Source organism: Tepidimonas charontis (genome assembly GCF_007556685.1).
Lineage (GTDB): Bacteria > Pseudomonadota > Gammaproteobacteria > Burkholderiales > Burkholderiaceae_C > Tepidimonas > Tepidimonas charontis.
Map to the genome: position 1 here is coordinate 26,865 of NZ_VJON01000025.1, position 12,681 is coordinate 39,545.

Annotated in this window: 9 protein-coding genes; 8 read left to right on the top strand and 1 reads right to left on the bottom strand. The window is 65.9% G+C overall.

The window, feature by feature from the left end:
• Positions 1-24: 24 nt before the first annotated feature.
• From aceK to Tchar_RS08370, 6 genes are all read left to right on the top strand, one after another.
• Positions 25-1,902: a bifunctional isocitrate dehydrogenase kinase/phosphatase gene (gene aceK / locus Tchar_RS08345; protein ID WP_144328618.1), complete on the top strand. Its 1,878-nt coding sequence runs from the start codon at positions 25-27 to the stop codon at positions 1,900-1,902.
• A complete protein-coding gene (locus Tchar_RS08350) occupies positions 1,899-3,086 on the top strand; it encodes an acetyl-CoA C-acyltransferase (RefSeq protein ID WP_144328608.1) in 1,188 nt (395 codons plus the stop codon). Before aceK ends, Tchar_RS08350 begins: the two co-directional genes overlap by 4 nt.
• 72 nt (positions 3,087-3,158) lie before the next feature.
• Positions 3,159-4,286, top strand: a complete 1,128-nt coding sequence (locus Tchar_RS08355) for an acyl-CoA dehydrogenase family protein (protein ID WP_144328609.1) — start codon at positions 3,159-3,161, stop codon at positions 4,284-4,286.
• A gap of 103 nt (positions 4,287-4,389) precedes the next feature.
• Positions 4,390-5,781: a Trk system potassium transporter TrkA gene (gene trkA, locus Tchar_RS08360; RefSeq protein ID WP_144328610.1), complete on the top strand. Its 1,392-nt coding sequence runs from the start codon at positions 4,390-4,392 to the stop codon at positions 5,779-5,781.
• Between the two features lie 23 nt (positions 5,782-5,804).
• Positions 5,805-7,277, top strand: a complete 1,473-nt coding sequence (locus Tchar_RS08365; RefSeq protein WP_144328611.1) for a TrkH family potassium uptake protein — start codon at positions 5,805-5,807, stop codon at positions 7,275-7,277.
• 11 nt (positions 7,278-7,288) lie between these two features.
• Positions 7,289-8,746, top strand: a complete 1,458-nt coding sequence (locus tag Tchar_RS08370; RefSeq protein ID WP_144328612.1) for a TrkH family potassium uptake protein — start codon at positions 7,289-7,291, stop codon at positions 8,744-8,746.
• A 145-nt stretch (positions 8,747-8,891) separates the two neighbouring features.
• Here the strand turns inward: Tchar_RS08370 and Tchar_RS08375 are convergent, their stop codons facing one another.
• On the bottom strand, positions 8,892-9,995 hold the full coding sequence (locus Tchar_RS08375; protein ID WP_144328613.1) for an AraC family transcriptional regulator: 1,104 nt from the start codon (positions 9,993-9,995) through the stop codon (positions 8,892-8,894).
• A 77-nt stretch (positions 9,996-10,072) separates the two neighbouring features.
• On the opposite strand from Tchar_RS08375, the gene Tchar_RS08380 reads away from it, so the two are divergent.
• Both Tchar_RS08380 and Tchar_RS08385 read left to right on the top strand, forming a co-directional pair.
• Entirely contained in the window at positions 10,073-11,680 is a 1,608-nt protein-coding gene (locus Tchar_RS08380) for a carboxyl transferase domain-containing protein (protein ID WP_144328614.1), read from the top strand.
• 28 nt (positions 11,681-11,708) lie between these two features.
• Positions 11,709-12,488 (top strand): enoyl-CoA hydratase/isomerase family protein, encoded by a 780-nt coding sequence (locus Tchar_RS08385; RefSeq protein ID WP_144328615.1) that lies wholly within the window; start codon positions 11,709-11,711, stop codon positions 12,486-12,488.
• Positions 12,489-12,681: the final 193 nt, after the last annotated feature.

The following is a 12,681-nucleotide window of genomic DNA, read 5'->3' on the forward strand; positions in this document are numbered from 1 at the left end:
CGTCCTGGCCTGTCTGATTCGAAGATGCTGTTGCGCCGCATCGACTCCCCCTTGGCCTACGACATCGCGCGGGCGATGATCGACGGCTTCAACCGCCACTACCAGCTGTTTCGCGCCGAGTCGGCGCGGGCCAAGTTTCGCTTCGAGGCCCAGGATTGGGCCGGGCAGCAGCGCGCGCAGCGCGAACGCATCGCCTTCTACGACCTGCGCGTCAAAGAGTGCGTGACACGGCTGGAGCGCGAGTTTCGTGCCTCGCAGCAGCCGATGGAAGTGTGGCAGCAGGCCAAGCTGCTCTACATCGGCATGTTGGTGGATCACCGCCAGCCTGAGCTGGCCGAGACCTTTTTCAACTCGGTCACCACCAAAATCCTGCACCGCAGCTATTTCCAGAACGATTTCATCTTCGTGCGTCCGGCCATCAGCACCGAGTACATCGAGCCGGAGGATCCGAACGCCCACACCACTTACCGCTGCTACTACCCGAAGTCGATCGACGAGCTGCGGACGGCGCTGACGCGCATGATCGAAGATTTCGGGCTGAGCGTGCCGTTCGAAGATTTGCGGCGCGACGTGGACGACGTGATGCGCGCGCTGCTGCCGCTGTTCGACCACACGCGCTTGCGCCCGAACTTTCAAATCCAGGTGCTGCACAGCTTGTTCTACCGCAACAAGGGGGCGTATGCGGTGGGCAAACTCATCAACGGGTTTCAGGAGCTGCCGTTTGCGCTGCCTATTCTGCACAACGGCCGCGGGCAGTTGGTCATCGATGCCTTCCTGCACGGCGAAGACGATTTGTTGATGCTGTTTTCCTTCGCGCGCGCCTACTTCATGGTGGACATGGAGGTGCCCAGCGCCTACGTGCAATTCTTGCGCAGCATGATGCCGCGCAAGCCGCGCGCCGAGTTCTACAACGCGCTGGGCCTGGCCAAGCAGGGCAAGACGCTGTTCTACCGCGACTTCCTCTACCACATGCGGCACAGCACCGACCAGTTCCGCATCGCCCCCGGCATCAAGGGCATGGTCATGCTGGTGTTCGACCTGCCCAGCTTTCCATTCGTCTTCAAGGTCATCAAAGACCACTTCCCGCCGCAAAAAGACACCACGCGCGAGCAGATCCGCGCCAAATACCAGCTCGTCAAGCAGCACGACCGTGTCGGCCGCATGGCCGACACACTGGAGTTTTCCGAGGTGGGCTTTCCGCGCGCGCGCTTCAGCGACGAGCTGATCGCAGAGCTGCAGAAATACGCGCCCAGTCAAATCGAGATCGGCGACCGCAATGGCGATGGCAATATCGAAGTCGTCATCAAGCACGTCTATATTGAGCGGCGCATGATTCCGCTCAACATCTACCTGCAAGAGTGTTTCGACGCGCTGGCCCGCGATCCGGCCGACGCGCGCGCCAAGCGTCAGTTGGAGCATGCCGTCATCGAGTATGGCAACGCCATCAAGGACTTGATCGCCGCCAACATCTTCCCAGGCGATATGCTGTGGAAAAACTTTGGCATCACGCGCCATGGCAAGGTGGTGTTCTACGACTACGACGAGATCGAATACATCACCGACTGCAACTTCCGCCGCGTGCCGCCGCCGCGCAACGAAGACGACGAACTCTCGGGCGAGGTGTGGTATTCGGTGGGGCCGCACGACGTTTTCCCGGAGACGTTTGGTCCCTTTTTGCTCAGCCACCCCAAGGTGCGCGAGATCTTCATGGCCCACCACGCCGATTTGCTCGACGTCGAGTACTGGCAAGCGCACAAAGAGCGCATACTGGCCGGCCACGTGCACGACGTCTTTCCCTACGAGCGTGAGCGGCGCTTCTGCGCCCAGCGCGCCGTGCCCCTGGCGCCGACCGCGGAGCCGGTCGCTGGGGCCTCCCCTGTGTCCACCGGAGTACCGTCATGAGCCAAACCGATCCGATCGTCATCGTGGGTGCCGCGCGCACCCCCATGGGCAGCTTCCAGGGCGACTTTGCCGCGCTGGCCGCGCACGACCTGGGCGCGGCGGCCATTCGCGCCGCCGTCGAGCGCGCGGGCATTGCGCCCGAGCAGGTCGAAGAAGTGCTGATGGGCAACTGCCTGATGGCTGGGCAGGGTCAAGCCCCCGCGCGGCAAGCGGCGCTCAAGGCCGGGCTGCCCAAGAGTGCCGGCGCGGTCACGCTGTCCAAGATGTGCGGCTCGGGTATGCGCGCGGCGATGTTTGCGCACGACATGCTGGCCGCTGGCAGCGCCGACGTCATGGTGGCCGGCGGCATGGAGAGCATGACCAACGCCCCCTATTTGCTGCTCAAGGGGCGCGGCGGCTACCGCATGGGCCACGACAAGGTCTACGACCACATGATGCTCGACGGGCTGGAAGACGCCTATGAGCCGGGGCGCTCGATGGGCACCTTCGGCGAAGACTGCGCGGCCAAGTACCAATTCACGCGTGAGCAGCAAGACGCCTTCGCCACCGCGTCGGTGACGCGCGCCCAGCAGGCGGTCGCCAGCGGGGCCTTTGCCGCCGAAATCACCCCGGTCACGGTCAAGGACCGCAGCGGCGAGCGCGTCGTCAGCCAGGACGAGGGCCCGGGCAAGATCAAGCTCGACAAGATTCCCCAGCTCAAGCCGGCGTTCAAGAAAGACGGCACCATCACGGCGGCGTCGAGCTCCTCGATCAATGACGGCGCGGCCGCCATGGTGCTGATGCGGGCCTCCACCGCCGAGCGGCTGGGCTGCCAGCCGCTGGCGCGCATCGTCGGCCATGCCATCCACGCCCAGGAACCGAGCTGGTTCACCACGGCGCCCGTGGGGGCCACGCGTAAGCTGCTGGCCAAGGTCGGCTGGCAGGTGGCCGATGTGCAGTTGTGGGAGGTCAACGAGGCCTTTGCCGTGGTGCCGATGGCGCTGATGACCGAGCTGGGTGTGTCGCACGACATCGTCAACGTCCACGGCGGCGCGTGCGCCCTTGGGCACCCCATCGGGGCCAGCGGGGCGCGCATCATGGTGACATTGATGTACGCGCTGAAGGCGCGCGGTCTGAAGCGCGGCGTGGCCACGCTGTGCATCGGTGGTGGCGAGGCCACGGCCGTGGCGCTGGAAATGCTCTGATGCGGTCCCGGCGGCGCGCCGCGCTCGGCGCCGCTGCCGTGGAGGTCTTCCCACTCATTGCCGGTTGCTGCCATGCTGCTGACCCCCGACCAGGAAATGATTCGCGATGCGGTGCGCGCCTTCGCCCGCGAACAGCTCTGGCCCCAGGCCGCGCGCTGGGACCGTGAGCACATCTTTCCGCGCGACGCCCATCGCGGCCTGGCGGCACTGGGCTGCTATGGCGTGTGCGTGCCCGACGCCTACGGGGGGGCGGGGCTCGACTACCTGAGCCTGGCCGTGGTGCTGGAGGAAATCGCCGCTGGCGACGGGGGCACCAGCACCGCCATCAGCGTCAACAATTGCCCAGTGTGCGCCATTTTGCTGCGTTATGGCAGCGAGGCGCAAAAACAGCGCTGGCTGGTGCCGCTGGCGCGCGGCGAGATGCTGGGCGCGTTTTGCCTGACCGAACCGCACGTCGGCTCGGACGCGGCGGCGCTGCGCACCACCGCGCGGCGCGAGGGCGATGCCTACGTCATCGACGGCGTCAAACAATTCATCACCAGCGGCCAAAACGGGCAGGTCGCCATCGTCATCGCCGTCACCGACAAAGCGGCGGGCAAGCGCGGCATGAGCGCTTTCATCGTGCCCACCGACACCCCCGGCTACGTCGTGGCACGGCTGGAGGACAAGGTCGGCCAGCACTCCAGCGACACGGCGCAAATCCGCTTCGAAGGCTGCCGCGTCCCGGTGGAGTATCGCATCGGCGCCGAAGGCGAGGGCTACAAGATCGCCCTGTCGGCGCTGGAAGGCGGGCGCATCGGCATCGCGGCGCAGAGCATCGGCATGGCGCGCAGCGCGCTGGAGGTGGCCATCGACTATGCCAAGCAGCGCGAGAGCTTTGGCAAGCCCATCATCGAGCACCAAGCGGTGGGTTTTCGGCTGGCCGAAGCCGCCGCGCGGTTGGAGGCGGCGCGCCAGCTCACCTGGCACGCAGCGGCCCTGCGCGACGCCGGCCAGCCGTGTCTGAAGGAGGCGGCGATGGCCAAGCTCATCGCCAGCGAGACCGCCGAGTGGGTGTGCTCGGCCGCCATCCAGACCTTGGGCGGCTACGGCTACGTCAGCGACTTCCCCGTCGAGCGCATTTGGCGCGATGTGCGTGTGTGCCAGATCTACGAGGGCACCAGCGATGTGCAAAAAATCCTGATCCAGCGCCATTTGTGAGGTCGCGCCGATACGCGAGCCGTCTCCCCAGAGCCTGCCTGGCGCAAGGCGCCGGTTCGCTGGCGTCGGCCCCGTCGATGCCCGAACTTGCTACCATAGCGGCGTGAATATCATCATTTTCGGGGCTGGCCGGGTCGGTGAAAGCGTGGCCGAGAGCCTGGTGTCCGAGCAGAACGACATCACGGTCATCGATCAAGATCCGGCGCGGGTGCGCGCGCTGGAGGAGCGGCTCGACCTGCGCGGCGTGGTGGGCAATGGCATTCAGCCGTCGGTACTGGCCGAAGCGGGGGCCAAGGACGCCGATATGGTGATTGCCTGCGCCGCGTTGGACGAATCGAACCTGGTGGTGTGCAAGGTGGCGCATGACGTATTTCAGGTGCCGACGACGATTGCGCGTCTGCGCTCGCCCGAGTTCGAGGAAGGCGGCGAGCTGCTGAGCAAGACGGGGTTCGCGGTGGATCACGTGATCTGCCCCGAAGAGTCGGTGATGCGCTACATCCACCAGCTCATCGACTACCCCGAGGCGCTGCAGGTGGTGCAATTTGCCGACGGGCGGGTGTGCCTGACCGTGGTACGCGCCGCTGCGGGCGCGGCCCTCACCGGCTACTGCATCGGCGACATTCGTGAGCGGCTGCCGGATGTTCCGCTGCGGGTGGTGGCGCTGTACCGGCAGGACACCGAGGTGCCGGTGAGCGCCGACACGCGTATCCTCGCTGGCGATGAGGTGTTCGTGCTGGCGGCGTCCGACCAGATCCGCCGTGTGCTGGCGGCGGTGCACGCGGTGGACCAACCGGTGCAACGGGTGATGATCGCCGGCGGCGGCAAGGTGGGTTTGCGGCTGGCGCGTTCGCTGGTGGGGCAGTGCCAAGTGAAGGTCATCGAGAGCGACGCCAAGCGCTGCGAGTACCTGGCCAGCCAGTTGCCCTCCAGCACCTTGGTGCTGCACGGCGACTGTGTGGACGAAGCGCTGCTGGAGGAGGAAAACGTCGCCGCGATGGACCTGTTTCTGGCGCTGACCAACGATGATGAAGACAACATCATGGCGGCGATGTTGGCCAAGCGGCTGGGGGCGCGGCGTGTACTGGCGTTGATCAACCGCCGTGCCTATGCCGAGATGATGCAGGGCAGCACGATCGATATCGCCGTGTCGCCCGCGCAAACGGTGATCGGGGAGCTTCTGGCCCACGTGCGCCGCGGCGAAGTGGTGGCCGTGCACAGCCTGCGCCGGGGGGCGGCCGAGGCGCTGGAAGGCGTTGCGCGTGGTGATGTGCGGACATCACGCCTGGTCGGGCGGCGCGTGGACGAGGTCAAGCTGCCGCCGGGTGCACGCATCGGCGCCATCGTGCGCGGCGAGGCAGCCGACGCCCAGGTGTTGATGCCGCACCACGACACCGTCATCCAGCCCGACGATCACATCATCATCTTCATTCCCAATAAGCGGCTGGTGCGCGAGGTCGAAAAACTCTTTCAAGTGGGGGCGACGTTCTTCGGCTGAATACCGTGGGCGTGCCGCAAACCATGCCGTTCGTCCGGATTGCGCCCATCTTCGGTTCGGTGATGGTGGTCTTCGCATTCACCATGAGCGTGCCATGGCTGGTGGCGCAATCGCTCGACGATGGTACGACTTCGCTGTGGGCGGTATCCGCTGTGTTGAGCGCCGCCGCCGGCGCTTTCGTCTGGTGCTTCGGGCGCCGGCGCGTCGGACCCGAGCCCGATTTACAGTCCCGTGACGGCGTGCTGCTGGTGGTGCTGGCGTGGACGGTGTTGCCAGCGCTGGCGGCTTTGCCCTTGTGGTTGTTTTATCGCCAGCATGGCGGGCACTTGGGGTGGGTGGGGGCCTATTTCGAGACGGTCTCGGCCATGACCACCACCGGTGCCACGGTGCTGACGGGCCTGGATGCGCTGCCAGCTTCGGTCAATTTGTGGCGCGCGCTGCTGCAGTGGCTGGGGGGTATGGGTATTTTGGTGCTGGCGGTGGCGGTGTTGCCGATGCTGGGGGTTGGCGGCCAGCTGTTTCGCGCCGAATCGACCGGTCCGATCAAAGATATGCGCCTGACGCCCCGCATCGCGGGCACGGCCAAAGGGTTGTGGAGCGTCTATGCCGGGCTATCGCTGGCCTGTGTGTTGGCTTATCGCTGGGGCGGCATGTCGTGGCTGGACGCCTGGATCCATATGTTCACCACCATGAGCCTGGGTGGCATGTCCTCACACGACGCCAGTTTTGCCTACTTCGCCTCGCCGCGCCTGGAGTGGATCGCCACCCTATTCATGCTGCTGGCCAGCGGTAGTTTCGCGCTGTATTTCGCTGCTTTGGTCAAGCGTTCGCCCGGGCGTATCTGGCGTGACCTGGAGTGGCGCGGCACCATGAGTCTGATGTTGGGCTCGGTGCTGCTGGTGGCGTGGCTGCTGTGGCAGCGTGCCGTGGTGCCCGACCCGGTCGAGGCGCTGCGCCTGGCGGCGTTCAACGTGGTGTCGGTAGCCTCGACCACCGGCTACGCCAGCACCGACTATTTGCAGTGGCCGGTGTTTGCCCCGATTTGGATGCTGATGCTGTCGGGCATGGCCACCAGCGCAGGCTCCACCGGCGCCGGCATCAAGATGATTCGGTTGTTGATCTTGTTGAAGCTGGCGCACCGGGAGCTGGCTCGAATCGTTCATCCCCGTGTCGTCAACCCAGTGACCTTGGGCGGCCGGGCGCTGGACGCCAGTGTGGTGTATTCGGTGTTGGCCTTTATGTTGGTGTACGGCGGGACGGTGGCAGTCCTGACACTGGTGCTGCTGCTGACCGATCTGCCGTTCGACACCGCGCTGTCGGCCGTGGTGGCCTGCGTCAACAACCTGGGGCCGGGACTTGGCGAGGTGGGGCCGGCGGGCAATTTCGCCGGCTTGACCGAACCCCAGCTGGCCGTGTGCACGCTGGCGATGGTCATGGGGCGGCTGGAAATGCTGTCGCTATTGGTGGTGTTGACGCCCGGCTATTGGCGCAAGTGAAGGGGAGGCGGATGCATCTCGGTCCGGCGCTTTACGTCTTTTCCCATGTGCTGATGGCCTTTTCGCTGGCCTTTGCGGTGCCGATGGGCTGGGCCTGGTTCCACGACGACCTGACGCACGAGTTGCGCTGGGCGCAGGCGGCCGCCTTGACCCTGCTCAGCGGGGTGCTGCTGTGGTTGTTGACTCAGCGCCGGCGCGGGGAACTGGCGACGCGTGACGGCTTCGTGCTGGTCAACCTGGTGTGGCTGGTATTGCCCGCCTATGCCGCTTTGCCGCTGTGGTGGATGGTGCCCGATATCACCTGGCATCACGCCTACTTCGAAGCCATGAGCGCTTTGACCGCCACCGGCGCCACCGCACTGTCGGGGCTGGACGCGCTGCCGGTGTCGATCAACGTCTGGCGCTGCTTTTTGCAGTACGTGGGCGGGCTGGGGGTGATGCTGCTGGTGGTGGCGGTATTGCCGATGCTGGGGCTGGGCGGCATGCAGCTGTACAAGGCCGAGACGCCGGGGCCGATGAAAGACCAAAAGCTCACGCCGCGTATTGCCGAGACGGCGCGCGGGCTGTGGGGCGTGTACTTCGGCTTTTCGGTGCTGTGCCTGCTGGCGTATCGTTGGGCGGGCATGAGCTGGGCCGACGCCTTCATGCACATGTGCACGACCATGGGGCTGGCGGGCTTTTCGTCGCACGACGCCAGCATCGGCTATTTTCAGTCGCCGGCGGTGGAGTGGGTGGCGGTGGTTTTCATGGCGCTGGCGGGCATCAGCTTTTTGCGCTACTTCATGGTTATGCGGAGCCTGACCTGGCGCCCACTGGTGCACGACCGCGAAATCCGCACCTACGCAGCCGTGCTGGTCGTGGCCATCGCGGGGGTGACGTCGATGCTGCTGGTAGAGGGCGTGTACGCCGACGTGCCCACCGCGTTACGGCAAGCGGCCTTTCACGTCTTGTCGCTGGCCACCACCACCGGCTACGCCACCACCGACTACCTGCAGTGGCCCGGCTTCATCCCGGTATTCCTGCTGTTTCTGGGAACGTTCGTGTCTTGTGCCGGCTCCACGGGCGGCGGCATCAAGATGGTGCGCATGGTGCTGCTGGTCAAGCAGGCGCGGCGCGAGCTGGTGCGCATCATCCATCCGCATGTGGTCAATCCGGTGACCTTGGGCGGGCAGGCGGTGCCGGCGCAGGTGATGGCCGCCGTGCTGGGCTTTATGCTCATCTACGGGGCAGCGACCATGGGGTTGACCTTTTTGCTATTACTGTCGGGCTTGGACCTGGTGACGGCGTTTTCGGCGGTGGTGGCCACGGTCAACAACATCGGGCCCGGGCTGGGCGAGGTGGGGCCGGCCGGCAACTACGGCGCTTTGACGTCTTTTCAGTTGGGGGTATTGAGCTTTGCGATGCTGCTGGGCCGGCTGGAGCTGCTGAGCGTACTGGTGCTGTTCACGCGCGCCTTTTGGCGGTATTGAGGAAACCATCCATCCCCTGGCGCTGTCACGACACGGCGGCCAGCGCCGCAGCCGACGGTGCAGCGGGTGGTGCGGCGCCACCGTATGCCCCGCCAAAGCAACAGGGATGGCGATGGGGTTGGAGGAGTCGTCGGTCGTGCGACGGTCACGTGGGGTGCCGTTGCTGCGCTTCGGCCCCACCACGCCGAAACGCTGCCGGTGTCTGTCCGGTCCAGGTGCGGAAGGCGCGGATGAAGCTTTTCTCGTTGTCGAAGCCAGCCAGGGTGGCGATGCGCTTGAGTGGCCAGCGCGTGCGCAGCAGCAGAGCGACGGCGGTGTCGCATCGCACTTCGTCTTTGAGTGTTTGCAGTCGTGTGCCTGCAGCGGCCAGCTGCCGCTGCAGCGTCCGCACGGAAACCTGCAGGCCATGGGCCAGCGCGGCGGCATCGGCCTGTGGATGCGCGCGCAGCCAGGCGCGGGCGCGCTCCACCAGCAGCCGATCGTGGCGGTAGGGGCGCACCATCAGGCGTACCGCCTGGGGCAGCATCGCACGCAAGGCGGCGTCGTCGCGGCGCACCGGCTCGTGCAGCACGTGGGCGGCAAACCGAATCTGCGTTTCGGTTTGGCCAAAGCGTACCTGCGCGCCCGGAAACAGCCACGTGTAGGCTTCGGCGTGGGGCGGCGCCGCATAGGCCAGGTCCAGCGCCAGCAGGGTCAGCCGCGCATCGATCAGCCAGGCGGCCAAGCCAAGCGCGTTGCGCAGCAGTGAGACATGGGCGAACTCGCGCACGGTGGTGCGATCGGCAAGGTTGGCGAAGTCGCTGCCGGGCATGCGCCGCTCGTGCAGCACCAGTGTGGCCACGTCGTTGCGCTGCTCCAGCGTCAGGTGCACGTCGTCGGTGAGCAGACCGTGATGCCGACACCAACGCGCCAGCGCCAGCCCCAGGTGGGGTGCGGTCAGCGAGGCGCGCGCCAGCATGCCGTAGCTGCCCCAGGGCAGGCGGCGACTGAACCAGCCCAGCGCCTCGTCGTCGAGCTCGCGCATGGCGTGCATGGCCAGACGCTCGAAGGGCAAGCTGGTCAGGTGTGCACCGGGGGTGTGTAGGACACTCGGGTCGATACCAGTGGCGGCCAGTGCGGGCCGCACATCCCGGCCCGCGCGCGTGTAGGCCAGCGCAATGGCGCGCACGAATGCCGCCGGGGTAGCGGCCACGGGTGCGCGCACGACGGCACCGCGCGGACGATGAGAGTTGGCCCGGTTTTGCGACATGTTTGGCGCATTATGCAACCGCATCGGCGTCTTCACCGCTTGGTATGGTCGGCGCAGGTGACGCACAATGGCGTACCATGAGCACGCTGTCCACCCAGTTGAACCCACGCTCGCCGGTATTTCAGGCCAACGCGGCGGCCATGCGCGCGCTGGTGCAGGATCTACACGCCCGGGTGGCCCAAGTGGCGCTCGGCGGGGGGGAGGCGGCGCGCGCCAAGCATGTGGCGCGCGGCAAGCTGCTGCCGCGGGAGCGCGTCGAGCGACTGCTCGATCCGGGCACGCCATTTTTGGAGATTGCGCCGCTGGCGGCGTTGGATATGTACGACAACGAGGCCCCCTGTGCGGGCCTGATCGCTGGCATCGGGCGCGTCAGCGGGGTCGAGTGCGTCATCGTCTGCAATGATGCCACGGTCAAGGGGGGCACCTACTACCCGATGACGGTGAAGAAGCACCTGCGCGCGCAGGAGATCGCGCAGCAAAACCGGCTGCCCTGTATCTACCTGGTCGATTCGGGCGGGGCCAATCTGCCCAACCAAGACGAGGTGTTTCCGGACCGCGATCACTTTGGCCGCATCTTCTACAACCAGGCCAATATGAGCGCGCAGGGCATCCCGCAAATCGCGGTGGTGATGGGTTCGTGCACCGCAGGGGGGGCCTATGTGCCGGCGATGAGCGACGAGACCATCATCGTCAAAAACCAGGGCACGATCTTTCTGGGCGGTCCGCCCCTGGTGAAAGCGGCCACCGGCGAGGTCGTCAGCGCCGAGGACCTGGGTGGCGGCGATGTGCACACGCGCTTGAGCGGGGTGGCCGACCATTTGGCCGAAAACGATCTGCACGCGCTGGCGCTGGCACGTGCAGCGGTGGCGCGCCTGAACCACGGCAAGCATTGGCCAGTGCAGCGCCGTGAGCCGCGCCCACCGCGCTACGCGGCCGAGGAGTTGTACGGCATCATTCCCACCGATACGCGCAAACCCTTCGAGGTGCGCGAAATCATCGCACGCGTCGTGGACGATTCCGAGCTGCACGAATTCAAGACCCGCTATGGCACCACACTGGTGTGTGGTTTTGCTCATATCGAAGGTATTCCGGTGGGCATCGTTGCCAACAACGGCATCCTGTTTGCTGAAAGCGCCGAAAAGGGCGCACATTTCATCGAGCTGTGCTGCCAGCGCAAGGTGCCGCTGATATTCCTGCAAAACATCACCGGCTTCATGGTGGGCCGCAAAGTGGAAAACGCCGGTATCGCGCGCGCCGGCGCCAAGTTGGTGACGGCGGTGGCCTGTGCCCAGGTGCCCAAGTTCACGGTCATCATCGGCGGCAGCTTTGGCGCCGGCAACTACGGCATGTGCGGGCGGGCCTACTCGCCGCGCTTTTTGTGGATGTGGCCGAATGCGCGCATCAGCGTCATGGGCGGCGAGCAGGCCGCCAGCGTGCTGGCCACCGTCAAGCGTGATGCCATTGAGGCCAAAGGCGGCACCTGGAGCGCCGAGGAAGAAGAGGCGTTCAAGGCACCGATCCGCGCCCAGTACGAGCGTCAGGGTCACCCGTACTACGCCACCGCGCGCTTGTGGGACGATGGCGTCATCGACCCCGTGGATACCCGGCGTGTGTTGGCGCTGGGGCTGTCGGCGGCGCTGAATGCGCCCATTCCCGAGACGCGCTTTGGCGTGTTTCGCATGTGAGTCCAGCGCTTGCTTGGAGGGTTTGCCCATGCCGAATGTGACGATGGCGGTGTCTGGCCCGTGCGCCACCGTGACGCTGGCGCGCCCCGAACTGCGCAACGCCTTCAATGACGAGCTGATTGGCGAACTCACCGCGGCCTTTCGTGCCTTGGGCGAGCGCGACGACGTGCGCGCCATCGTGCTGGCTGCCGAAGGGCCGGCGTTTTGCGCTGGGGCCGACCTGAACTGGATGCGCCGCATGGCCGACTACAGCCGCGAGGACAACCTGGCCGACGCGGCCCGGCTGGCGGCGATGTTGCGCACCATCGACACCTGCCCCAAGCCCACCGTGGCGCGCGTGCAGGGGGACGTGTATGCCGGCGGCATGGGGCTGGTGGCGGTGTGTGACATCGCGGTGGCGGTGGAGACGGCCGGTTTTTGCCTCAGCGAGGTCAAGCTGGGGCTGATCCCGGCTACCATCGGCCCCTATGTGGTGCGGGCGATGGGCGCGCGGGCGGCGCAGCGATATTTTTTGACGGCGGAGCGCTTCGACGCCGCCGAGGCCATGCGCATCGGCTTCGTGCACGATGTGGTGCCAGCGGAGGCGCTGGACGCTCGAGTCGAGGCCGTCGTACAGGCGCTGTGCCGCGCCGGCCCAGCGGCGGTGGGGGCGGCCAAGCGTTTGGTGCGTGACGTGGCCGCCGCACCGATCGACGACACGCTGGTGGCGCAAACGGTGGAAGCGATTGCCGATATCCGCGCCAGCGCCGAGGGCCGTGAGGGCGTGCAAGCCTTTTTGCACAAGCGTGCGCCGCGGTGGTTGACCTGAAGCGGCCGGATGCGATGGAAAGACGAGCGTTGCTGTATGTGGTCGCCCCTGAAATATTCATAACATCATGATTTTTCTTGTGTTATTGTCTGTTTGCGAGTACAATTTCCCCCAGATTTGATGGTCTGATGCGCCGTTTTCTGGGAGTTTTTCGATGTTTGCCTGCCCCGCCACCGAGGACTTCTTCCGCTTG

What these genes read in the sequence shown, in the direction of transcription:
- aceK (WP_144328618.1), top strand. Translation starts at nt 25, where the DNA reads ATGCTGTTGCGCCGCATCGACTCCCCCTTGGCCTACGACATCGCGCGG.
- Tchar_RS08385 (WP_144328615.1), top strand. Translation starts at nt 11,709, where the DNA reads ATGCCGAATGTGACGATGGCGGTGTCTGGCCCGTGCGCCACCGTGACG.
- Tchar_RS08355 (WP_144328609.1), top strand. Translation starts at nt 3,159, where the DNA reads ATGCTGCTGACCCCCGACCAGGAAATGATTCGCGATGCGGTGCGCGCC.
- Tchar_RS08365 (WP_144328611.1), top strand. Translation starts at nt 5,805, where the DNA reads ATGCCGTTCGTCCGGATTGCGCCCATCTTCGGTTCGGTGATGGTGGTC.
- Tchar_RS08350 (WP_144328608.1), top strand. Translation starts at nt 1,899, where the DNA reads ATGAGCCAAACCGATCCGATCGTCATCGTGGGTGCCGCGCGCACCCCC.
- Tchar_RS08380 (WP_144328614.1), top strand. Translation starts at nt 10,073, where the DNA reads ATGAGCACGCTGTCCACCCAGTTGAACCCACGCTCGCCGGTATTTCAG.
- Tchar_RS08370 (WP_144328612.1), top strand. Translation starts at nt 7,289, where the DNA reads ATGCATCTCGGTCCGGCGCTTTACGTCTTTTCCCATGTGCTGATGGCC.
- Tchar_RS08375 (WP_144328613.1), bottom strand. Translation starts at nt 9,995, where the DNA reads ATGTCGCAAAACCGGGCCAACTCTCATCGTCCGCGCGGTGCCGTCGTG.